Source organism: Pseudomonas sp. 22189, assembly GCF_052045635.1.
In the GTDB taxonomy this organism is placed as follows: Bacteria; Pseudomonadota; Gammaproteobacteria; order Pseudomonadales; family Pseudomonadaceae; genus Aquipseudomonas; species Aquipseudomonas parakoreensis.
Map to the genome: position 1 here is coordinate 207,497 of NZ_JBQEPG010000008.1, position 22,051 is coordinate 229,547.

Here is a 22,051-nt window from a genome sequence, read left to right on the forward strand (position 1 = left end):
AACCACTCCACTCACGCCTTGTCCGTCGCGGACGCCGACGGCAAGGTGAAACCGGATACCGAACGGCGCAGCTGACTGGCCATTTTCGCCAGATTGCCGATGCTCTCGGCGGTGGCGGTGGAGCCGGACGAGGTCTGCGTGGTGATCTGCTGAATCACGTTCATCGTCAGCGAGATCTGCCCGGCCGACGAGGTCTGCTGCTGCGCCGCGTTGGAGATGCTTTGAATCAACGCGGCGAGGGTTTTCGAAACGCCTTCGATTTCTTCCAGTGCCACTCCGGCATCCTGCGCCAGTCGGGCGCCGCGCACCACTTCGGTGGTGGTCTGCTCCATGGAAATCACCGCTTCGTTGGTGTCGGTCTGAATCGCCCTCACCAGCGTTTCGATCTGCCGGGTGGCGGCGGACGAGCGCTCGGCCAGCCGCTGCACTTCATCGGCAACTACGGCAAAACCGCGTCCGGCGTCCCCGGCCATCGAGGCCTGAATCGCCGCGTTGAGCGCGAGGATGTTGGTCTGGTCGGCAATGTCGTCGATCAGGCTGACGATGTCGCCGATTTCCTGGGACGACTCGCCGAGGCGCTTGATGCGTTTGGCGGTGTCCTGAATCTGTTCGCGGATATTGTCCATGCCGTGGATGGTGTTGTGCACCACCTCGTTGCCCTTGTTGGCAATTTCCACGGAACGCTCGGCCACCGCCGAGGACTCAGCGGCGTTGGCCGACACCTGATCGATGGACTGGGCCATGTCGCTGATCGCGGTCGAGGCTTCGGAAATCTGCTGCGCCTGATGCTCCGAGGCCTGGGCCAGGTGCATGGCAGTGGCCTGGGTTTCCTGCACGGCGGCAGCCACCTGGCCGGCAGTAAGGTTGATGGTCGCGACCAGATCGCGCAGTTGGTCGACCGAATAGTTGATCGAATCGGCGATGGTCCCGGTGAAGTCTTCGGTCACCGAGGCGGTCACCGTCAGGTCACCGTCGGCGAGGTCTTCGATCTCGTCGAGCAGGCGCATGATCGCGTTCTGGTTACGCTCGTTCTTCTCGGCGGTCTCGCGCAACTGGCGATTGGTTTCGCGGACCATGACCATGCCGATCAGGATGATCGAGGCCAGCGCCAGCAAGCCCAGCACGTAGCCGCCAATGGTGTCGGTGCTGCGCCCGCCGGCAAGGTTTTCGAAACCGCTGGCGAGGTGTGAAGCCTCATCAAGCAGGGTCTGCGACAGGCTGAAGATGTTGCTCGCCGATTCACGGACCTTGAACAGCTCCGGCGAGGTTTCGAGGATTTCGTCCACGGAGCCTGAGACGAACTGGAACAGCTCGGAAATTTCACTCAGGCGCGCACGGGCGTCGCGGTCTTCGACCTGGCTGATTTTCAGGGTCGGGTTGCCCTGCAGCATGCCGTTGAGCACCTGGCCGAAACGGGTGGCGTCGCGGCCAAAAGCGTCGGCGGCCTGCTGCGAATTTTCGTCGCCAGCGAGCACGGTGTTGACCGCGCCGAGAATGCGTTCGGCCAGCAGCGATTGACGCTGGGCCATCGCCACTTGCGCCGCCGGGGCGCCGCGTTGCAGGAGAATTTCGACGACTTTTTCGTATTCGATCTGCAACTGCGGCACAGTTTCGGCCAGGGTCGCGGCGACCTGATGCAGCGAGAGTACGGTCTGTTCGCTGGAGAGAATCGCGTCGGTGTTTTTCAGCAGGCGTTCCCAGTCCAGCTGCACGGCGCGCATTTCCGGGCGCACGGTGGCGGGCGCGGGTGGCAGGCCGGTGGCCGGGTCGCCCTTCTTCAGGTAACCCCAGCGCTGGGCAAAATCGTTGCGCGCATCGCTCAGCAGCTTGAACGCAGCGGCCTTGCCGGCGGCGGCCTCGGTGGCGTTCTTGGCGATGCGTTGCGACAGCACCCGCAGTTCACCGGCGTGGCCGATGTACTGCTTGTCGTAATTGGCCTGGGTGTTGAGATAGGCGAAGTTGGCGAACAGCAGCATGATGAACACGATCAGTGCGATGAACAGCACGATGATCTGCGAACGACTGCGCGACCCTTCTGCCGACTTGCCTGTTTTTGCTTTTGTCATCGGTCCTCGCCTATGAAACCTGCCACGGTCCACTGTGGGATTTGTGGTGAGGGGATTTATCCCCGATGGGTCGCGCAGCGGCCCCAAAACTGAGTGGTATCTGGAACATCGCGAATGCAGGTTTTGGGTTGGCTTCGCCAACCATCGGGGATAAATCCCCTCGCCACAGACTCCCACCCCATAGATTTATGGTGCTTCGGCTATATCGCGACGCTCATGAACACCGGCGACCTGGCCAGCGCAAACAGGCTGAACACCCGCCAGTTCTGCTCGCGCCGGAAATAGCCTTTGACGAACTCGGCCTTGGAACCCTGGCGTTTGCTGATCGAGATCGGCTCGAAGCTGTCCTGCTCGAAGTGCTGCAGACCGAACACCTCATCCACCAGCAACCCGGCGAACACGTCGTTGTGCTCCACCACCAACACCCGCCGCTGTTTGCGCAGCGGTGACAGCTCGTGGCCGAAGAAGCCGCACAGGTCCATGATCGGCAGCAAGCGCCCACGCAGGTTAGCCACCCCTTTGACCCACGGCTTGACCCCGGGCAATTGAGTGCAACGCGGTTCGTGCAGCACTTCGCTGACTTCACCCATCGGCGTGACGTACCAATGCTCACCGAGGCGAAAGCCGATGCCGCTCCAGCGATCCTGACGGCCGGGCTGCGACGGCAGATCCGCCGCCAGCAGACGGCAGCGCTGGTCGATCTGCCACAGCAGCTCGAACGCGGTCAGCGACTGGTTCATGGCCGCGCGATCAACCGGCCAGCACGTTGTTCAGGGTCTTGATCAGCATGTCTTCTTCGACCGGTTTGGTCAGGTAATCCTTCGCGCCCTGGCGCGTGCCCCAAACCTTGTCGGTTTCCTGATCCTTGGTGGTGATGATGATCACCGGAATATGGCTGGTCTCGGCATCCTTGGTCAGTTGCCGGGTGGCCTGAAAGCCGTTGAGGCCGGGCATGACGATGTCCATCAACACTGCGTCGGGTTTTTCCTGACGGGCCAGGGCCACGCCGTCGGCGCCGTTTTCGGCCTTGAGCACTTCATGGCCGTGCTTTTCCAGCATGCCGGTGAGTTTGTACATTTCAGTCGGCGAATCATCGACGATCAGGATACGTGCCATGGTCTTCCCCATTTTTCTTGTCGACTCCCGGCCCGCTGGCCAAGCGTCACTGTACGTGTCTTACTGCGGCAAAACGGCGGCAAAGCCCGGAACGTGGGCCTGAATCGCGTCGAGCAGTTCTTCCTTGCTGAAAGGCTTGGTCAAAAATTGATCAGAACCGACAATCCGCCCCTTGGCCTTGTCGAACAGCCCGTCACGCGACGACAGCATGATCACTGGCGTGGCCTTGAACGCACTGTTGTTCTTGATTAAAGCGCAGGTCTGATAACCATCCAGACGCGGCATCATGATGTCGACAAAAATGATCCCGGGGTGGTTGTCGGCGATCTTGGCCAACGCGTCGAAGCCGTCGATGGCCGTGATGACCTCGCAGCCCACATTCTTCAACAGCGTTTCGGCGGTGCGACGAATCGTTTTCGAGTCGTCGATCACCATGACCTTCAAGGCGCTGGACTGCTGTTCCATAAGGGGGCTCTACCGTCGCCTTTGCGAATCAAATTGTCCGTTTTGCGATGAGTAATGGCTGGAAACCCTTGATGCTCAAGGGCCAGCACGCTATGCCAGCCTTTTTAGCACAGTCTCCAGATGCAATCTATCGACGGGTTTTTCCTTGACCGAAAACCCTGCCAGCGCCACTCTGGCGGCACTTTTTCAATACCGATCCGGTAGCCAATTGTCGAGGAAAACCCAATGAGCGTTCGCGTCGGGATTGTCATGGACCCTATCGCCAGCATTTCCTATAAAAAGGATAGCTCGCTGGCCATGCTGCTGGCCGCGCAGAAACGTGGCTGGGAACTGTTCTACATGGAGCAGCGCGACCTGTATCAGGCCGAAGGTCAGGCCCGGGCGCGCATGAAGCCGCTGAAAGTCTTCGCCAACCCGGAAAAATGGTTCGAACTGGACGCCGAGCAGGACAACCTGCTGAGCGACCTGGACGTGATCCTGATGCGCAAGGATCCGCCGTTCGACATGGAGTTCGTCTACTCCACCTACCTGCTGGAACAGGCCGAAACCGCCGGCGTGCTGGTGGTCAACAAACCGCAGAGCCTGCGCGACTGCAACGAAAAGCTGTTCGCCACGCTGTTCCCGCAGTGCACGCCGCCGACCATCGTCAGCCGTCGTCCGGACGTGCTGCGTGAGTTCGCCGACCACCATGGCGACGTCATCCTCAAGCCGCTGGACGGCATGGGCGGTTCGTCGATCTTCCGTCATACCGCCGGTCACCCGAACCTGTCGGTGATCCTTGAAACCCTGACGCTGCACGGCAAGCAGCAGATCATGATTCAGGGCTACCTGCCGGCCATCGTCGACGGCGACAAACGCATCCTGATGATCGACGGCGAGCCGGTGGATTACTGCCTGGCGCGAATTCCGGCTCAAGGCGAAACCCGTGGCAACCTCGCGGCCGGTGGTCGTGGTGAAGCGCGGCCGCTGACCGACAAGGATCGCTGGATCGCCGCGCAAGTCGGCCCGATCCTGCGTGAGAAAGGCCTGCTGTTCGTCGGTCTGGATGTGATCGGTGAGCACCTGACGGAAATCAACGTCACCAGCCCGACCTGCATCCGCGAAATCGACAACGCGTTCGGCACCGACATCGGCGGCATGCTGATGGACGCGATCGACAAGAAGCTGCAAGCCGCCGGCAAAAAGCCACAAGCTTGATGCACGTCACATGCAGTCTGTCGCTTGAAGCGTGAAGCCCAAGGCGTGAAACCAACATTGCGTTATCATGCGCAGCCTCTGAAAAACGCGATGTTGGTTTTCTTGTCATGACCCTCCCGTCCGATCTGCCCGCAGAACTCGCCCAGCGTGGCGTGCGCCCGGCCGATCGCCTCGGTTTTACCCTGTTTCTCGCGGCGCTGATTCATTTGGCGTTGCTGCTCGGCGTCGGCTTTACCATGGTCGAACCCAAGCAAATCAGCAAAACCCTGGAAATCACCCTCGCCACCTTCAAGAGCGAAACCAAGCCGAAGAAGGCTGATTTCCTCGCTCAGGAAAACCAGGAAGGCAGCGGCACCCTCGACAAGAAGGCGATTCCCAAGACCACCGAGGTCGCGCCGTTCCAGGACAATCAGGTCAAGAAAGTCACCCCGCCTCCGGCCGCCAAGCCGGAAGTACGCGAGGCCGCGCCGAAAGCTGCGGTGACCACGGTGGCGCCGAAACAGCAAAAGGCGCCGACCAAGAAAGAAGAAACCAAAACCGAAACCAAGCCTGCGGTCAACGCGCCGACATTCGACAGCTCGCAGCTGTCCAGCGACATCGCCAGCCTCGAAGCCGAACTGGCCAACGAACAGCAGCTGTACGCCAAGCGCCCGCGGATTCACCGCTTGAGCGCGGCCTCGACCATGCGCGACAAGGGCGCCTGGTACAAGGATGACTGGCGCAAGAAGGTCGAGCGCATCGGCAACCTCAATTACCCGGAAGAAGCGCGGCGCAAGCAGATTTACGGCAACCTGCGCCTGATGGTTTCGATCAACCGCGACGGCTCGCTGTATGAAGTGCTGGTGCTGGAATCCTCCGGCCAGCCGCTGCTGGATCAGGCGGCGCAGCGCATCGTCCGACTGGCGGCGCCGTTCGCGCCGTTTACCGGCGATCTGTCGGATATCGACCGACTGGAAATCATCCGCACCTGGAAATTCGCCCGGGGCGACAAGCTTTCCAGCAACTGACCGCCGGCATACAGGTTTTTTGTGGTGAGGGGATTTATCCCCGATCGGCTGCGAAGCAGTCGCAAAACCAGCACACGCGGTATGTCAGGCATATCACGTCAATGGATTGAGGGCCACTTCGCGCCCCATCGGGGATAAATCCCCTCACCACAAAGGTTCAACTTCAACAATGGATCTGCGTTGTTCTCTGATCCTCAGCTTGTCAGTTCGCCCCTTGAACGCCACACTATCGCTCATGAAAAACGTCAGCCCCAGCTACCTCAAGCATCATTTCCTGATCGCCATGCCGCATATGGCCGACCCGAACTTTGCCCACACCTTGACCTACATCGTCGAGCACACGGCCAATGGCGCCATGGGGCTGGTGGTCAATCGACCGCAAGAGCTGAATCTGGCTGACATCCTCGAGCAATTGCGCCCGGACATCGATCCGCCAGCGCTGTGCCAGCATGTGCCGATCTTCATCGGCGGCCCGGTGCAGACTGATCGCGGTTTCGTCCTGCACCCGGCCGGCAAGACCTTTCAGGCCACCGTTGAGCTCGAAGGTGATCTGGCGCTGTCCACTTCGCAGGACGTGCTGTTCGCCATCGCTGACGGCGTGGGCCCGGTGAAAAGCGTGATCACCCTCGGCTACGCCGGTTGGGAAGCCGGGCAACTGGAAGCCGAACTGGCCGACAACGCCTGGCTGACCTGCCCGTACGACGCCGACATCCTGTTCAACACCAGCAGCGAGCTGCGTCTGGAAGCGGCGGCACGGCATCTGGGGATCAACCTCAGCCTGCTGACCAGTCAGGCGGGGCACGCCTGATGGCCCTGCGCCTGATTCTCGGCTTCGACTACGGCACCAAACAGATCGGCGTTGCGGTCGGCCAGGTGATTACCGGCCAGGCCCGTGAGCTGTGCACCCTGAAAGCGCAGAACGGCGTGCCCGACTGGAATCAGGTCGAAGCGCTGTTCAAGGAATGGAAACCCGACGCCGTGGTGGTCGGCCTGCCGCTGAACATGGACGGCACGCCCAGCGAGATGTGCCTGCGCGCGGAGAAATTCGCCCGCCGTCTCAATGGCCGTTTCAATGTGCCCTTCTATACCCACGACGAACGCCTGACCACCTTTGAAGCCAAGGGTGAGCGACTGGTGCGTGGCGGGCAGAAAGGCAGTTACCGCGACAACCCGGTGGACGCCATCGCCGCCGCTCTGCTGCTGCAGGGCTGGCTCGATGAAAACACTGCATTGTTTGAATCCTGACAAGCGCTTCGGCGCTTTTCTTTTGGTTATAAACCCAGCCACGTCCGGCAGGACGCGGCTCGGAATCACGAAGGAGCATCCATGAGCCTGCCCAATCCCGCCGATCTGATCAGCCAGATGGCGACCCGCCTCAAGGCGCACCTTGCACAGCGTGATATCCGCGAGCCGCGTTACATCGGCATTCGCACCGGTGGTATCTGGGTCGCACAGGCCCTGCTCAAGGAACTGGGCAGTGACGCGCCGCTGGGCACGCTGGATGTTTCCTTCTACCGCGACGACTTCAGCCAGAACGGCCTGCACCCGCAAGTGCGTCCGTCGGCCCTGCCCTTCGAGATCGAAGGCCAGCACCTGGTGCTGATCGACGACGTATTGATGAGTGGCCGGACCATCCGCGCCGCCATGAACGAACTGTTCGACTACGGCCGCCCGGCCAGCGTGACCCTGGTCTGCCTGCTCGACCTGGACGCCGGCGAGCTGCCGATCCGCCCGAACGTGGTGGGTGCGACCCTGTCGCTGGCCGCCAATGAGCGGGTCAAGTTGTCCGGCCCGGAGCCGCTGACGCTCGAACTGCAAGACCTGAATCCTTAACCCGCCCTTATTGAGAGTCCCCCTCGCGATGACGCCTCTAGATACCAAGCGCCCGCTGCAGCTCAATGATCAGGGCCAGCTGCGCCACTTCCTCTCGCTCGACGGCCTGCGCCGCGAGTTGCTGACGGAAATCCTCGACACTGCCGACTCGTTCCTCGAAGTCGGTGCCCGGGCGGTGAAGAAGGTCCCGTTGCTGCGCGGCAAGACCGTGTGCAACGTGTTCTTCGAAAACTCCACCCGCACCCGCACCACCTTCGAACTGGCGGCCCAGCGGCTGTCGGCGGACGTGATCACCCTGAACGTGTCGACCTCGTCGGCCAGCAAGGGCGAAACCCTGCTCGACACCCTGCGCAACCTCGAGGCCATGGCCGCCGACATGTTCGTCGTGCGCCACGGTGATTCCGGCGCCGCACACTTCATCGCCGAGCATGTCTGCCCGCAGGTGGCGATCATCAACGGCGGCGACGGCCGTCATGCGCACCCGACCCAGGGCATGCTCGACATGCTCACCATCCGTCGGCACAAGGGCGGTTTCGAAAACCTCTCGGTGGCGATTGTCGGCGACATCCTGCATTCGCGGGTCGCGCGCTCGAACATGCTGGCCCTGAAGACCCTGGGCTGCCCTGACATCCGCGTGATCGCGCCGAAGACCCTGCTGCCGATCGGCATCGAGCAGTACGGGGTCAAGGTCTACACCGACATGAATGAAGGCCTGAAGGACGTCGACGTGGTGATCATGCTGCGCCTGCAGCGTGAGCGCATGAGCGGCGGCCTGCTGCCGAGCGAAGGCGAGTTCTACCGCCTCTTCGGCCTGACTACCGCGCGTCTGGCCGGGGCCAAGCCCGATTGCATCGTCATGCACCCGGGGCCAATCAACCGGGGGGTGGAAATCGAGTCCGCGGTGGCCGACGGCCCGCACTCAGTGATCCTCAATCAAGTCACCTACGGCATTGCGATCCGCATGGCCGTGCTGTCCATGGCCATGAGCGGGCAAACCGCCCAGCGCCAATTCGAGCAGGAGAACGCCCAGTGAAGCTCAGCATTCTCGGCGCCCGCGTCATCGATCCAAGCAGCGGCCTGGATCAAATCACCGATATCCACGTTGAAGCCTGCAAGATCGTCGCCCTCGGCGCCGCACCCGCCGGTTTCACTGCCGTTGAAACCATCGACGCTCAAGGTCTCGTTGCCGCGCCCGGGCTGGTCGATCTGAACGTCGCCCTGCGCGAACCGGGCTACAGCCGCAAAGGCAGCATCGTCAGCGAAACCCGCGCGGCGGCGGCGGGCGGCGTGACCAGTCTGTGCTGCCCGCCGAAAACCAAACCGGTACTCGATACCTCGGCCGTGGCCGAACTGATCCTCGACCGCGCCCGCGAAGCCGGCAACACCAAGGTGTTTCCGATCGGCGCGCTGAGCAAAGGCCTGGACGGCGAACAGTTGGCTGAGCTGGTGGCGCTGCGCGACGCCGGGTGTGTGGCGTTCGGCAATGGCCTGGAGAGTTTCCGCAACACCCGCACCCTGTGCCGGGCGCTGGAATACGCGGCCACTTTCGACCTGACGGTGATTTTCAATTCGCAGGATCACGATCTGGCCGATGGCGGTCTGGCCCATGAAGGCGCGGTTGCCAGTTTCCTCGGCCTGCCGGGGATTCCGGAAACCGCGGAAACCGTGGCTCTGGCTCGCGATCTGCTGCTGGTCGAGCAGACTGGCGTGCGCGCGCACTTCAGCCAACTGACCAGCGCGCGCGGCGTGGCCTTGATCGCTCAGGCGCAGGCCCGTGGCTTGCAGGTCACTGCAGATGTCGCCCTGTATCAGCTGATCCTTACCGATGAAGCGCTGATCGACTTCAGCAGCCTGTATCACGTGCAACCGCCGCTGCGCACCCGCGCCGACCGCGACGGCCTGCGTGAAGCGGTGAAGTCCGGGGTGATTTCGGCGATCTCCAGCCATCACCAGCCGCACGAACGCGACGCCAAACTGGCACCGTTCGGCGCGACCGAGCCGGGCATCAGCAGTGTGGAATTGCTGCTGCCGCTGGCGATGACGCTGGTTGAGGATGGTTTACTGGATCTGCCGACCTTGCTGGCGCGCCTGAGTGCCGGGCCTGCGGATGCACTGCGTTTGCCGGCGGGCAAACTGGAAGTCGGTGGTGCGGCGGATATCGTGCTGTTCGACCCGAAAGCCTCCACCGTGGCCGGCGAAGGCTGGCTGTCGAAGGGCGAGAACTGCCCGTTCCTCGGGCACAGCCTGCCGGGCGTGGTGCGCTATACGCTGGTGGACGGGCGGATCAGCCACCAGGCGTAACCGGCTGCTGAGGGACATTGTGGCGAGGGGATTTATCCCCGATGGGCTGCGCAGCAGCCCTCGATCTACAACCGCGGTGATTTCAGTTCCTCCGCGGTTGAATGTTTTAGGGCCGCTACGCGCCCCATCGGGGATAAATCCCCTCGCCACAGGTTACTGAAAGGCGCCGCGATTCTGCGCGTTGCGCACCGACACCTGATCATTCAGGGTCCAGAAGTCATACAGCACACCAATAAAGAACAACCCGCCGGTCAGCAGATACAGCAACCCGCTGATCCACTTGCCCTGGTACATCCGGTGCACGCCGAACACGCCCAGGAACGTCAGCAGAATCCACGCCACGTTGTATTCGATCGGCCCTGCGGTGAAACGCAGATCCGCCTCGCGATCCATTGCCGGGATCAGGAACACGTCGATCAGCCAGCCAATGCCCAGCAGACCGAAGGTGAAGAACCAGATCGTCCCGGTCACCGGCTTGCCGTAATAGAAGCGGTGAGCGCCGGTGAAACCAAAAATCCACAGCAGATAACCGATGATTTTGCTGTGGGTATCCTGCGGTGCAGCGACCTGCTGATAGCGGTTCATGAAGACCTCGATTCACTCGATAGATAAATTTTCTTTAATTCTTTGTGACTTTTTTACAGGGAGCCGACGTACGGCAAATGTTACTGTGTCGTCCGTCAAAGCCTTATACCACCGGACTTCTGTCGGACAATCGCGTCCATTTGCCGCTTGTTTGGTTCCGTTGCCTCCCGATTGAATCGACCAACGGCCTCGGAAGGGACAAAAAAGCTGTTATAAAGTTGCGCGCTACCACCTAAGAGCCACGCCTAATGCGACCATTTTTCAAGACATGGCTAACTATTTGCCTATTAATGCCACTGGCCGCCCACGCCACCAATCGTGAGCAACGTCTTCCCAACGTTAACGGTTTCACCCCTAAATCCCATGCTTCGGCTCCTTCGAGCAAAAGCAGCAAACAAACGAAACACACCACGCTCGCCAGCAAGAGTCACGGCAAGCTGGTGCCACCGATGGCCAACAAGGAAAGCAGCAACGTCCTGAGCCGTGCGGTGAACGTCCTCGGTACTCCCTACCGTTGGGGCGGCAGCAGCCCAAGTAAAGGCTTCGACTGCAGCGGTCTGGTCAAATATGCGTTCAACGACGCCACGTTCGACCTGCCACGTACCTCCAACGCCATGGCCAGCGGGCATGGCGAGAAAGTCGAACGCAAGGACCTGAAACCGGGCGACCTGATTTTCTTCAACATCAAGAGCCGTCGGGTCAACCACGTTGCCATCTACCTGGGCAACGACCGCTTCATCCACGCACCACGCCGTGGCAAAGCGGTCAGCATCGATACGTTGAACAAGCCGTACTGGGAACAGCACTACGTGGTTGCCAAGCGTGTGCTGCCGAAAGAACCGGGCGGCAAGCAGATGCGCGTGGTTCAGCGCTAAGCTTTCTAATCAAGATCAAAAGATCGCAGCCTTCGGCAGCTCCTACACAAATCACTGTAGGAGCTGCCGAAGGCTGCGATCTTTTGCTTTTGGCCTTTAGAAATTATCCGGCGTACGCGCCTTTTCCCGCGCATGCTCGCGGCTGATCAAGCCCTTGGTCACCAGCTCCTTCAGGCACATGTCGAGTGTCTGCATCCCCAACGACCCACCGGTCTGAATCGCCGAATACATCTGCGCCACCTTGTCCTCGCGGATCAGGTTCCGGATCGCCGACGTTCCCAGCATGATTTCATGCGCCGCCACCCGCCCGCCGCCGATCTTCTTGATCAGCGTTTGCGACACCACCGCCAGCAGCGACTCGGACAACATTGAACGCACCATGGACTTCTCGTCGCCCGGGAACACATCGACAACTCGGTCGATGGTCTTGGCGGCCGACGTCGTGTGCAGCGTGCCGAATACCAGGTGCCCGGTCTCGGCGGCAGTCAGTGCGAGGCGGATGGTTTCCAGGTCGCGCATCTCCCCCACCAGGATCACGTCCGGGTCTTCGCGCAGCGCCGAGCGCAATGCCGTGGCGAAACTGCGGGTATCGCGATGGACTTCGCGCTGATTGATCAGGCATTTGCGCGATTCGTGGACGAATTCGATGGGGTCTTCGATGGTGAGGATATGGTGATGGCGATGGGTATTGAGGTAATCGATCATCGCCGCCAGCGTGGTCGATTTGCCGGAGCCGGTCGGCCCGGTCACCAGCACCAGCCCGCGTGGCGCATCGGTGATCTTGCGAAACACATCGCCCATGGCGAGGTCTTCCATGCTCAGCACTTTCGACGGGATGGTGCGGAACACCGCACCGGCGCCGCGGTTCTGGTTGAACGCATTGACCCTAAAACGCGCGACGCCGGGAACCTCGAACGAGAAATCCGTTTCCAGGTGTTTCTCGAAGTCGACGCGCTGGGTGTCGTTCATGATGTCGTAGATCAATTCGTGCACTTGCTTGTGATCCAGCGCCGGCAGATTGATCCGCCGTACATCGCCATCGACGCGGATCATCGGCGGCAGACCGGCCGACAGGTGCAGGTCGGAAGCGCCCTGTTTGGCGCTGAACGCCAGCAGTTCAGTGATATCCATAGCGTCCCTCAATTCCAGTAGAATGCCGCGAACCTTCAGACCGCCGGCGCCTCTTGATGTCCACGATAGCAGACAACATTCTCCAGGTTAGTTCGCGTATCCAGGCCGCGACCAAAGCGGCCGGTCGTGACGAAAACAGCGTTCAATTGCTCGCCGTCAGCAAGACGAAACCGGCGCAGGCCCTGCGTGAAGCCTACGCCGCCGGCCTGCGTGACTTTGGCGAGAACTATCTGCAGGAAGCCTTGGGCAAACAGCTCGAACTGGCCGACCTGCCCTTGATCTGGCACTTCATCGGCCCCATTCAATCGAACAAGACTCGCGCTATCGCCGAGCATTTCGACTGGGTGCACTCCGTGGATCGCCTGAAAATCGCCCAACGCCTGTCCGAGCAGCGCCCGACCGAGCTGCCGCCGCTGAACATCTGCATTCAGGTCAACGTCAGTGGTGAGGCCAGCAAGTCCGGCTGCACCCCGGCCGACCTGCCGGCGCTGGCCGAGGCCATCAGCGCCCTGCCCCGATTGAAACTGCGCGGGCTGATGGCGATTCCCGAGCCGACCGAAGATCGCGCCGAACAAGACGCCGCTTTTGCTGCCGTGCAACGTTTGCAGGCCAGCCTGAATCTGCCGCTCGACACACTTTCCATGGGCATGAGCCACGACCTCGAGTCGGCCATCGCCCAAGGCGCCACCTGGGTGCGGATCGGTACCGCCCTGTTTGGTGCCAGAGATTACGGTCAGCAATGACCGACAGCCATCTGAAAAAGGACCTGACATGAGCAACACACGTATTGCCTTTATCGGTGCCGGCAACATGGCCGCCAGTCTGATCGGCGGCCTGCGCGCCAAGGGTCTGCAAGCCAGCCACATCCGCGCCAGCGATCCGGGTGAAGAAACCCGCCAACGCGTCAGCGCCGAACACGGCATCGAAACCTTCGCTGACAACGCGCAGGCCATCGACGGTGTCGACGTGATCGTGCTGGCGGTCAAGCCACAGGCGATGAAAGCCGTGTGCGAAGCCATCCGTCCAAGCCTGAAACCGCAGCAACTGGTGGTGTCGATCGCAGCCGGCATCACCTGCGCGAGCATGACTGCGTGGCTCGGCGAGCAGCCGATCGTGCGCTGCATGCCGAACACCCCGGCGCTGCTGCGTCAGGGCGTCAGCGGTTTGTACGCCACCAGCGAAGTGACTGCCGAACAGCGTCAGCAGGCTGAAGAGCTGCTGTCCGCCGTGGGCATTGCGCTGTGGCTGGACGAAGAGCAGCAACTCGATGCCGTGACCGCCGTCTCCGGCTCCGGCCCGGCGTACTTCTTCCTGCTGATCGAAGCGATGACCGCTGCCGGCGTCAAACTCGGCCTGCCAAAAGAAATCGCCGAACAACTGACCCTGCAAACGGCGCTGGGCGCCGCGCACATGGCGGTATCCAGCGATGTCGACGCTGCCGAACTACGCCGTCGCGTGACGTCGCCAAATGGCACCACAGAGGCCGCGATCAAATCATTCCAGGCTAATGGCTTCGAAGCCCTGGTGGAAAAAGCACTCGGCGCCGCCGCGCACCGCTCGGCCGAAATGGCCGAACAACTGGGCAAATAAGGAGCCTTACATGATTGGATTGAACACCGCAGCGGTTTACGTGCTGCAAACCCTCGGCAGCCTGTACCTGCTGATCGTGCTGTTGCGCTTCGTCCTGCAACTGGTGCGGGCGAATTTCTACAACCCGCTGTGCCAGTTCGTGGTCAAGGCCACCCAGCCGCTGCTCAAGCCGCTGCGCCGGATCATCCCGAGCCTGTTCGGCCTGGATATGTCATCGCTGGTGCTGGCAATTCTGGTGCAACTGGCCTTGATGGCCCTGACCCTGCTGCTGACCTACGGCACCACCGGTAACCCGCTGCAGCTGTTCATCTGGTCGATCATCGGCGTGATCGCGCTGTTCCTGAAGATCTTCTTCTTCGCCCTGATCATCAGCGTGATCCTGTCGTGGGTCGCCCCAGGCAGCCACAACCCGGGCGCTGAACTGGTCAACCAGATCTGCGAGCCGGCGCTGGCACCGTTCCGCAAGATTCTGCCGAACCTCGGCGGTCTGGACCTGTCGCCGATCTTCGCCTTCCTCGCGCTGAAGCTGATCGACATGCTGGTGATCAACAATCTGGCGGCGATGACGATGATGCCGGAAATCCTGCGCCTGCTGATGTGAGCTGGTTTCGCTGGGATGGGGACGATTTGATCCTCGAATGTCATCTGCAACCGGCAGCCCGCAGCGATGATTTCGCCGGGCTGCACGGTGACCGCCTGAAGATCCGCCTCACGGCGCCGCCGGTCGAGGGCAAGGCCAATGCGTATCTGATGGGCTTTCTGGCCAAGGCTTTCGGGGTGTCCAAAAGCCAGGTCAGTTTGCTCAGCGGCGAGTTGAACCGGCAGAAACGGGTGAAGATCTGTGCACCGAAGAAGCTGCCGGAGTTGCCTGATCTGGTGCGTCCGGTCTGATCCACTGTGGTGAGGGGATTTATCCCCGATGGGTCGCGAAGCGGCCCCCTTGTTGCTGCCAACCCCATTCTCTCGGTACGGCCAAAGATTACAGGGCTGCTACGCAGCCATCGGGGATAAATCCCCTCACCACAAGGACTTCGCTCAATCAACGATCAGGCCTTATCGTTGCTTGCCGCTAACCCCCCCGGTCTTTAGACTTACGCCTCATTTCAACGAGAGCAGGGTCGATGCCAGCTGCCTTTCCCCCCGATTCTGTTGGTCTGGTGACGCCGCAAACGGCGCACTTCAGTGAACCTCTGGCTTTGGCCTGCGGCCGTTCGCTGCCCGCCTACGACCTGATCTACGAAACCTACGGCACGCTGAACGCACAGGCGAGCAACGCCGTGCTGATCTGCCACGCCTTGTCCGGGCATCACCATGCCGCCGGCTATCACAGCGTCGACGACCGCAAGCCCGGTTGGTGGGACAGCTGCATCGGCCCCGGCAAACCGATCGACACCAACAAGTTCTTCGTGGTCAGCCTGAACAATCTGGGCGGCTGCAACGGCTCCACTGGCCCGAGCAGTATCAACCCGGAAACCGGCAAGCCATTCGGCGCCGACTTCCCGGTGCTCACCGTAGAAGACTGGGTGCACAGCCAGGCGCGTCTGGCCGACCGGCTCGGCATTCGTCAGTTCGCCGCCGTGATCGGTGGCAGCCTCGGCGGCATGCAGGCCTTGCAGTGGACTATCACCTACCCGGATCGCGTGCGTCACTGCCTGGCTATCGCCTCGGCGCCCAAGCTGTCGGCACAGAACATCGCCTTCAACGAAGTCGCGCGTCAGGCGATCCTCACCGACCCGGAATTCCACGGCGGTTCGTTCCAGGAACAAGGTGTGATCCCCAAGCGTGGGCTGATGCTGGCGCGGATGGTCGGGCACATCACCTACCTGTCCGACGACTCGATGGGCGAGAAATTCGGTCGCGGCCTGAAGAGCGAAAAGCTCAACTACGACTTCCACAGCGTCGAGTTCCAGGTCGAAAGCTATCTGCGCTATCAGGGTGAAGAATTCTCCGGACGATTCGATGCCAACACTTATCTGTTGATGACCAAAGCCCTGGACTACTTCGATCCTGCGGCGAACTTCGACGATAACCTGGCGAAAACTTTTGAAAACGCCACCGCCAAGTTCTGCGTGATGTCATTCACCACCGACTGGCGCTTCTCCCCGGCTCGCTCGCGGGAGCTGGTGGACGCGCTGATGGCGGCACGCAAAGACGTGAGCTACCTGGAAATCGATGCACCCCAGGGCCACGACGCCTTCCTGATTCCGATCCCGCGCTATTTGCAGGCGTTCGGCAATTACATGAACCGAATTACGGTGTGAACAAGCCATGAGAGCTGATCTGGAAATCATCCAGGAATGGATCCCCGCCGGCAGCCGCGTGCTCGACCTCGGCTGCGGCGACGGCGAACTGCTGACCTGGCTGCGCGACAACAAGAATGTCACCGGTTATGGCCTGGAAAACGACGCCGACAACATCGCCGAATGCGTGGCCAAGGGTATCAACGTCATCGAGCAGGACCTGGACAAAGGGCTGGGCAACTTCGCCAGCAACAGTTTCGACATCGTCGTCATGACCCAGGCCCTGCAAGCCGTGCATTACCCGGACAAGATCCTCGACGAAATGCTGCGGGTCGGTCGTCAGTGCATCATCACCTTCCCCAACTTCGGTCACTGGCGCTGCCGCTGGTATCTGGCAAGCAAGGGCCGCATGCCGGTGTCGGAATTTCTGCCGTACACCTGGTACAACACGCCGAACATTCACTTCTGCACCTTCGAAGACTTTGAAGAACTTTGTCGCGAACGTGATGCGAAGGTCATTGATCGGCTTGCCGTGGATCAACAGCACCGCCACGGGTGGGCCAGTAAGCTATGGCCTAATCTGTTAGGTGAGATTGGTATCTACCGCGTCAGCAGCCCGGTGCTTGCAGATCATCGGGTCGCGGTCTGAACCACGACATTTCGAGGAGAACGATCATGGGTCGCTTGATTACTGTGCTATTGGCCGCCTGCCTGAGTCTGTCGGCGGTGGCCGCCGATGCCATCAAGGGCGAACGCAAGGAAGTGTTCGGTGACGTTACCGTGCATTACAACACCTTCAACTCGACCTTCCTGACACCCGAGATCGCCAAGGCAGCCGAGCTGATCCGCAGCAAGAACCAGGGCGTGATCAACGTCTCGGTGATCAAGGACGGCAAACCGCTGATCGCCAACGTCACTGGCACGATCAAAGACCTGACCAGCCAGAGCGTGACCCTGAACTTCCGCCAGGTCACCGAACAAGGCGCGATCTACTACATCGCCCAGTATCCGGTGGAACAGCAGGAAACCCGCACCTTTGAAATCAAGGTGCAGAACGGTGACAAGATCAACACCATCAACTTCAACCAAGAACTCTTTCCCGGCGAATGATGAACCTCACGCAACTCGTACTGGCCAGCCATAACGCCGGCAAACTCAAGGAACTCCAGGCCATGCTCGGCGACTCGGTGCAACTGCGCTCGATCGGCGAATGGAGCAAGGTCGAACCGGAAGAAACCGGTCTGTCGTTCGTCGAGAACGCGATCCTCAAGGCGCGCAATGCCGCGCGCATCTCCGGGCTGCCGGCGCTGGCTGACGATTCCGGCCTGGCGGTGGATTTCCTTGGCGGCGCGCCGGGCATCTACTCGGCGCGCTATGCCGACGGCAAGGGCGATGCGGCGAACAACGCCAAACTGCTCGACGCGCTTAAAGACGTGCCACAAGCCGAGCGTGGGGCGCAGTTCGTCTGCGTGCTGGCACTGGTGCGGCATGCCGATGATCCGCTGCCGATTCTCTGCGAAGGCCTGTGGCACGGGCGCATCCTGACCGCCGCCAGCGGCGAGCACGGTTTCGGCTACGACCCGCTGTTCTGGGTGCCGGAGCGTGACGTGTCCAGCGCCGAACTGAGCCCGGCCGACAAAAACCAGATCAGCCACCGCGCCCGTGCAATGGATCTGCTGCGCCAGCGTCTGGGTTTGAAATGACCGATAGTCACCCCGCGTCGTCGCTGATCATCGGCGGCGCCTCTTCGCCTCGGGCGCCGCTGCCGACGCTGCCGCCTCTGGCGCTGTACATCCACATTCCGTGGTGTGTGCGCAAATGCCCGTATTGCGACTTCAACTCGCACACCGCCAGCCCGGTGCTGCCGGAAGAGGAATACGTCGACGCGTTGCTGGCCGATCTCGATCAGGACCTGCACGCGGTGTACGGCCGTGAAATCAGTTCGATCTTCTTCGGTGGCGGTACGCCGAGTCTGTTCAGCGCCGAAGCCCTCGGGCGCCTGCTCAAAGGCGTCGAGCAGCGCATCCCGTTTGCGCACGACATCGAGATCACCCTGGAGGCCAATCCAGGCACCTTCGAGCAAGAGAAGTTCGTCGCGTACCGCAAGCTGGGGATCAATCGCCTGTCGATCGGCATCCAGAGCTTCCAGCAGCAGAAACTCGAAGCCCTCGGACGTATCCACAACGGCGACGAAGCGGTGCGCGCGGCAGGTATGGCGCGTCAGGCCGGGTTCGATAACTTCAACCTCGATCTGATGCATGGCCTGCCCGACCAGTCGCTGGACGATGCCTTGAGCGACCTGCGCCAGGCCATCGAACTGAAACCGACGCACATCTCCTGGTATCAGCTGACACTGGAGCCGAACACGGTGTTCTGGAACCAGCCGCCGGTGCTGCCGGAAGACGATACGCTGTGGGACATTCAGGAGGCCGGGCAAGCGCTGCTGGCCGCGCACGGTTACGCGCAATACGAGGTCTCGGCCTATGCCCAGCCCGGGCGTCCGGCGCGGCATAACCTCAATTACTGGAGTTTCGGCGACTTCATCGGCATCGGCGCCGGCGCCCACGGCAAGCTCAGCCATCCGGACGGGCGCATCGTGCGCACCTGGAAGACGCGTTTGCCGAAGGACTATCTCAATCCGGCAAAAAACTTCCAGGCTGGCGAAAAAGCGCTGACCAACGACGAGATGCCGTTCGAATTTCTGATGAACGCTTTGCGCCTGACCTCGGGCGTCGAATCGCGCCTGTATCCGGAGCGCACCGGCCTGCCGCTGGAAAGCCTCGCAGAAGGCCGGGCAGCGGCAGAACAAAGTGGCCTGTTGCAGGTCGAACCGTCACGTCTGGCGGCCACCGAGCGCGGACAGTTGTTCCTCAACGACTTGCTGCAACAATTTCTGAACTGATTTCAGCCCCAAGGGAAAACGCATGGATTTGATACTCGATCTGCTCGCCACCGTGTCCCGCTGGAGCCGCAGCAACCTCTCGGAAATCGCCCTGGCGCTGGTGGGCTGCCTGCTGGTGCTGTTCGGCGCCGACTTCAAGGGCTGGGTCGAGCAGCGTCTGGGCAGCATCGCCGGCGCCCTGCGCGTACCGCTGATGGCCCTGCTGTGCGTAATCGGCAGCGGTGCCGCGCTGATCTACGCCACACCGTGGGTGGTCAAGGGCCTGAGCCAGTTCAACAACTACAGCCTGGCGCCGGTGTTGCTGGTGGTGCTGGTGTTGATCGGCGTTGTCGCTGATCGCCGCTGATCCCTTTCAGTACGCCCAAAACAACTGTAGGAGCTGCGGCACGCTGCGATCNTTGATCTTCAAATCAAGATCAAAAGATCGCAGCGTGCCGCAGCTCCTACAGGAGTATTGCGCAGGACTCAGGACAGTTTTTCGAACTTCAGATCCCACACGCCATGCCCAAGACGTTCGCCGCGGCGTTCGAACTTGGTGATCGGGCGCTCGGCCGGGCGCGGTACGCATTTGCCGTCTTCGGCGAGGTTGCGGTAGCCCGGGGCGACGTTCATCACTTCCAGCATGTACTCGGCGTACGGTTCCCAGTCGGTGGCCATGTGCAGGATGCCGCCGACCTTCAGCTTGCTGCGCACCAGTTCGGCGAAGGACGCCTGAACGATGCGACGCTTGTGGTGACGGCTCTTGTGCCACGGGTCAGGGAAGAACAGCATCAGGCGATCGAGGCTGTTGTCGGCGATGCAGCGGTTGAGCACTTCGATCGCGTCGCAATCGTAGACCCGCAGGTTGGTCAGGCCCTGAGTCAGCACGCCATTGAGCAGCGCGCCAACACCCGGACGGTGCACTTCCACACCGATAAAGTCCTGATCCGGTGCCGCCGCGGCCATTTCCAGCAGCGAGTGGCCCATGCCGAAACCGATCTCCAGCGAGCGCGGTGCCGAACGGCCGAACACCTGATCGTAATCCACCGGCGCGTCGGCCAGCGGCAGCACGTACAGCGGCGCGCCCTGGTCCAGACCACGTTGCTGGCCTTCGGTCATGCGCCCGGCGCGCATCACGAAGCTCTTGATGCGGCGGTGTTGGCGCTCGTCGCCCTCTTCCGTCTGGATAGGCGTGTCGTTCGATTCAGTCATCAATGGCTCTTACTTGATCAGACCATCCAGCGGCGAAGAGGCGCTGGCATAGAGTTTTTTCGGCATGCGGCCGGCGAGGTAGGCCAGACGGCCCGCGACGATCGCGTGTTGCATGGCTTGGGCCATCATCACCGGTTGCTGGGCGTGGGCGATGGCCGAGTTCATCAGCACGGCGTCACAGCCCAGTTCCATGGCGATGGTGGCGTCGGAGGCGGTACCGACACCGGCATCCACCAGCACCGGAATTTTCGCTTCTTCGAGGATGATCTGCAGGTTGTACGGGTTGCAGATCCCCAGACCGGAACCGATCAGACCGGCCAGCGGCATGACCGCGATGCAGCCGATTTCCGCCAGTTGCCGGGCGATGATCGGGTCATCACTGGTGTAAACCATCACGTCGAAGCCTTCCTTGACCAGCGTTTCCGCGGCCTTGAGGGTTTCGATCACGTTGGGGAACAGGGTTTTCTGGTCGGCCAGCACCTCCAGCTTCACCAGGTTGTGGCCGTCGAGCAGCTCACGGGCCAGGCGGCAGGTGCGCACGGCCTCGATAGCGTCGTAGCAACCGGCGGTGTTCGGCAGGAAGGTGTAGCGATCCGGCGACAGCACTTCGAGCAGGTTCGGCTCGCCTTCGATCTGGCCGAGGTTGGTACGGCGCACGGCGAAGGTGACGATCTCGGCACCCGAGGCTTCGATGGCCTGACGGGTTTCTTCCATGTCACGGTACTTGCCGGTACCGACCAGCAAACGCGACTGGTAAGTACGACCGGCCAGAACAAAAGGCTTGTCGCTGCGAACGATGCTCATGGGGAATCCTCTTTAGGGGTGAGGGTCTTGCAGAATTCTGTGCCCTTGCGGGCCGGGCGACTAGCCGCCGCCGATGGCGTGCACCACTTCAACATGGTCGCCGTCATTGAGAACGGTGTCGGCATGCTGACTGCGCGGGACGATATCCAGATTGAGTTCAACTGCCACCCGCCGACCGGTCAGGTCCATACGGGCAATCAGGGCCGCAACGGTTTCACCGTCGGGCAGTTCAAGGGATTCGCCGTTCAACTGAATGCGCATGCGCCAGGCCGCCATCATTTTTAGGGGGTGGCATTCTAGCCCGATCATGACCTAAAGGTCAGCACCAAGCGTCAAGCGGTTTACTGCAGGCGCCAGGCGGCAAGCCCAAGGCACAGCCAGCCGACCAGAAACGCCAGCCCGCCGAATGGGGTGATGATGCCGAGCTTGCTGATGCCGGTGGTGGTCAGCACATACAGGCTCCCGGAGAACAGCAGAATGCCGACGGCGAACGAAATACCCGCCCAGGTCACCAACCGCCCCTGAATCTGCGTGGCCAGCAGCGCCACGCCGAACAACGCCAGGGTGTGCACCAGTTGATAAGTCACGCCAGTATGGAAAATCGCCAGATACTCAGGGGTCAGGCGGCTTTTCAGGCCATGGGCGGCGAAGGCGCCAAGGCCCACACCGGTAAAACCAAAGAAAGCGGCCAGCATCAGAAAGCCACGCAGCATGTGGAACTCCAGTCAGACTCGTTCGGCAGGGTCTG

At 61.4% G+C, this 22,051-nt stretch carries 28 protein-coding genes; 18 read left to right on the forward strand and 10 right to left on the reverse strand.

Translation table 11 applies throughout. The features are described from left to right. Positions 1–11: 11 nt before the first annotated feature. From ACTJKS_RS11150 to pilG, 4 genes are all read right to left on the reverse strand, one after another. Positions 12–2,066 (reverse strand): methyl-accepting chemotaxis protein, encoded by a 2,055-nt coding sequence (locus ACTJKS_RS11150; RefSeq protein WP_108184083.1) that lies wholly within the window; start codon positions 2,064–2,066, stop codon positions 12–14. A 200-nt stretch (positions 2,067–2,266) separates the two neighbouring features. Next, the gene (locus tag ACTJKS_RS11155) at positions 2,267–2,806 is read right to left on the reverse strand and encodes a chemotaxis protein CheW (protein WP_108184085.1); all 540 of its coding nucleotides are present in this window, start codon (positions 2,804–2,806) and stop codon (positions 2,267–2,269) included. A 10-nt stretch (positions 2,807–2,816) separates the two neighbouring features. Then, the gene (gene pilH, locus ACTJKS_RS11160) at positions 2,817–3,182 is read right to left on the reverse strand and encodes a twitching motility response regulator PilH (RefSeq protein WP_025109154.1); all 366 of its coding nucleotides are present in this window, start codon (positions 3,180–3,182) and stop codon (positions 2,817–2,819) included. A 60-nt stretch (positions 3,183–3,242) separates the two neighbouring features. Beyond that, positions 3,243–3,647, reverse strand: a complete 405-nt coding sequence (pilG, locus tag ACTJKS_RS11165) for a twitching motility response regulator PilG (RefSeq protein WP_041063509.1) — start codon at positions 3,645–3,647, stop codon at positions 3,243–3,245. Positions 3,648–3,872: 225 nt separating this feature from the next. Between pilG and gshB the strand changes: the two genes are divergently transcribed. From gshB to ACTJKS_RS11200, 7 genes are all read left to right on the forward strand, one after another. After that, a complete protein-coding gene (gshB, locus tag ACTJKS_RS11170; protein WP_108184087.1) occupies positions 3,873–4,844 on the forward strand; it encodes a glutathione synthase in 972 nt (323 codons plus the stop codon). A 107-nt stretch (positions 4,845–4,951) separates the two neighbouring features. Further along, complete coding sequence (locus tag ACTJKS_RS11175; protein ID WP_041063513.1) at positions 4,952–5,851, forward strand: energy transducer TonB; 900 nt, start codon at positions 4,952–4,954, stop codon at positions 5,849–5,851. Positions 5,852–6,086: 235 nt separating this feature from the next. Beyond that, complete coding sequence (locus tag ACTJKS_RS11180; protein ID WP_108184088.1) at positions 6,087–6,659, forward strand: YqgE/AlgH family protein; 573 nt, start codon at positions 6,087–6,089, stop codon at positions 6,657–6,659. Next, positions 6,659–7,096: a Holliday junction resolvase RuvX gene (gene ruvX / locus ACTJKS_RS11185; RefSeq protein WP_003229101.1), complete on the forward strand. Its 438-nt coding sequence runs from the start codon at positions 6,659–6,661 to the stop codon at positions 7,094–7,096. The genes ACTJKS_RS11180 and ruvX overlap by 1 nt, the downstream gene beginning before the upstream one ends. A gap of 81 nt (positions 7,097–7,177) precedes the next feature. After that, positions 7,178–7,684, forward strand: a complete 507-nt coding sequence (gene pyrR / locus ACTJKS_RS11190; RefSeq protein ID WP_108184089.1) for a bifunctional pyr operon transcriptional regulator/uracil phosphoribosyltransferase PyrR — start codon at positions 7,178–7,180, stop codon at positions 7,682–7,684. A gap of 28 nt (positions 7,685–7,712) precedes the next feature. Further along, positions 7,713–8,717, forward strand: coding sequence for an aspartate carbamoyltransferase catalytic subunit (locus tag ACTJKS_RS11195; RefSeq protein ID WP_041063517.1), 1,005 nt, complete (start codon positions 7,713–7,715; stop codon positions 8,715–8,717). After that, positions 8,714–9,985, forward strand: coding sequence for a dihydroorotase (locus ACTJKS_RS11200; protein ID WP_108184090.1), 1,272 nt, complete (start codon positions 8,714–8,716; stop codon positions 9,983–9,985). Before ACTJKS_RS11195 ends, ACTJKS_RS11200 begins: the two co-directional genes overlap by 4 nt. Positions 9,986–10,138: 153 nt before the next feature. On the opposite strand, the gene ACTJKS_RS11205 is transcribed toward ACTJKS_RS11200, so the two are convergent. Beyond that, on the reverse strand, positions 10,139–10,570 hold the full coding sequence (locus ACTJKS_RS11205) for an NINE protein (protein WP_007964113.1): 432 nt from the start codon (positions 10,568–10,570) through the stop codon (positions 10,139–10,141). Between the two features lie 248 nt (positions 10,571–10,818). Here ACTJKS_RS11205 and ACTJKS_RS11210 point away from each other — a divergent pair, with 248 nt between their 5' ends. Continuing rightward, positions 10,819–11,445 (forward strand): C40 family peptidase, encoded by a 627-nt coding sequence (locus tag ACTJKS_RS11210; RefSeq protein ID WP_108184091.1) that lies wholly within the window; start codon positions 10,819–10,821, stop codon positions 11,443–11,445. Positions 11,446–11,541: 96 nt separating this feature from the next. On the opposite strand, the gene ACTJKS_RS11215 is transcribed toward ACTJKS_RS11210, so the two are convergent. Further along, positions 11,542–12,576: a type IV pilus twitching motility protein PilT gene (locus tag ACTJKS_RS11215; RefSeq protein WP_041063525.1), complete on the reverse strand. Its 1,035-nt coding sequence runs from the start codon at positions 12,574–12,576 to the stop codon at positions 11,542–11,544. A 56-nt stretch (positions 12,577–12,632) separates the two neighbouring features. On the opposite strand from ACTJKS_RS11215, the gene ACTJKS_RS11220 reads away from it, so the two are divergent. From ACTJKS_RS11220 to ACTJKS_RS11265, 10 genes are all read left to right on the forward strand, one after another. Then, positions 12,633–13,319, forward strand: coding sequence for a YggS family pyridoxal phosphate-dependent enzyme (locus ACTJKS_RS11220; RefSeq protein WP_108184092.1), 687 nt, complete (start codon positions 12,633–12,635; stop codon positions 13,317–13,319). A gap of 28 nt (positions 13,320–13,347) precedes the next feature. After that, positions 13,348–14,166, forward strand: coding sequence for a pyrroline-5-carboxylate reductase (proC, locus tag ACTJKS_RS11225; protein WP_027610579.1), 819 nt, complete (start codon positions 13,348–13,350; stop codon positions 14,164–14,166). A gap of 10 nt (positions 14,167–14,176) precedes the next feature. Next, complete coding sequence (locus ACTJKS_RS11230) at positions 14,177–14,767, forward strand: YggT family protein (protein ID WP_108184093.1); 591 nt, start codon at positions 14,177–14,179, stop codon at positions 14,765–14,767. Further along, positions 14,764–15,057, forward strand: coding sequence for a DUF167 domain-containing protein (locus ACTJKS_RS11235; protein ID WP_108184094.1), 294 nt, complete (start codon positions 14,764–14,766; stop codon positions 15,055–15,057). The genes ACTJKS_RS11230 and ACTJKS_RS11235 overlap by 4 nt, the downstream gene beginning before the upstream one ends. A gap of 230 nt (positions 15,058–15,287) precedes the next feature. After that, positions 15,288–16,427, forward strand: coding sequence for a homoserine O-succinyltransferase MetX (gene metX, locus ACTJKS_RS11240; RefSeq protein ID WP_041063539.1), 1,140 nt, complete (start codon positions 15,288–15,290; stop codon positions 16,425–16,427). Positions 16,428–16,434: 7 nt separating this feature from the next. Next, on the forward strand, positions 16,435–17,055 hold the full coding sequence (gene metW, locus ACTJKS_RS11245) for a methionine biosynthesis protein MetW (RefSeq protein WP_003229126.1): 621 nt from the start codon (positions 16,435–16,437) through the stop codon (positions 17,053–17,055). Between the two features lie 26 nt (positions 17,056–17,081). Next, positions 17,082–17,516: a DUF4426 domain-containing protein gene (locus ACTJKS_RS11250; RefSeq protein ID WP_086792263.1), complete on the forward strand. Its 435-nt coding sequence runs from the start codon at positions 17,082–17,084 to the stop codon at positions 17,514–17,516. Further along, entirely contained in the window at positions 17,513–18,109 is a 597-nt protein-coding gene (rdgB, locus tag ACTJKS_RS11255) for an RdgB/HAM1 family non-canonical purine NTP pyrophosphatase (protein WP_041063545.1), read from the forward strand. The genes ACTJKS_RS11250 and rdgB overlap by 4 nt, the downstream gene beginning before the upstream one ends. Beyond that, positions 18,106–19,308: a radical SAM family heme chaperone HemW gene (hemW, locus tag ACTJKS_RS11260; protein WP_108184095.1), complete on the forward strand. Its 1,203-nt coding sequence runs from the start codon at positions 18,106–18,108 to the stop codon at positions 19,306–19,308. Before rdgB ends, hemW begins: the two co-directional genes overlap by 4 nt. A 22-nt stretch (positions 19,309–19,330) precedes the next feature. Continuing rightward, positions 19,331–19,654, forward strand: a complete 324-nt coding sequence (locus ACTJKS_RS11265; RefSeq protein ID WP_003229134.1) for a DUF3392 domain-containing protein — start codon at positions 19,331–19,333, stop codon at positions 19,652–19,654. Between the two features lie 119 nt (positions 19,655–19,773). Here ACTJKS_RS11265 and trmB read toward each other — a convergent pair whose 3' ends face one another. The 4 genes from trmB to ACTJKS_RS11285 all read right to left on the reverse strand — a co-directional run bounded on the left by trmB (position 19,774) and on the right by ACTJKS_RS11285 (position 22,016). Then, a complete protein-coding gene (gene trmB, locus ACTJKS_RS11270) occupies positions 19,774–20,499 on the reverse strand; it encodes a tRNA (guanosine(46)-N7)-methyltransferase TrmB (RefSeq protein WP_064589653.1) in 726 nt (241 codons plus the stop codon). Positions 20,500–20,508: 9 nt separating this feature from the next. Continuing rightward, the gene (locus tag ACTJKS_RS11275; RefSeq protein ID WP_007964131.1) at positions 20,509–21,303 is read right to left on the reverse strand and encodes a thiazole synthase; all 795 of its coding nucleotides are present in this window, start codon (positions 21,301–21,303) and stop codon (positions 20,509–20,511) included. A gap of 60 nt (positions 21,304–21,363) precedes the next feature. Beyond that, complete coding sequence (thiS, locus tag ACTJKS_RS11280) at positions 21,364–21,564, reverse strand: sulfur carrier protein ThiS (RefSeq protein ID WP_161794890.1); 201 nt, start codon at positions 21,562–21,564, stop codon at positions 21,364–21,366. Positions 21,565–21,644: 80 nt separating this feature from the next. Then, positions 21,645–22,016: a DUF423 domain-containing protein gene (locus ACTJKS_RS11285; RefSeq protein ID WP_003229144.1), complete on the reverse strand. Its 372-nt coding sequence runs from the start codon at positions 22,014–22,016 to the stop codon at positions 21,645–21,647. Between the last annotated feature and the right edge of the window lie 35 nt (positions 22,017–22,051).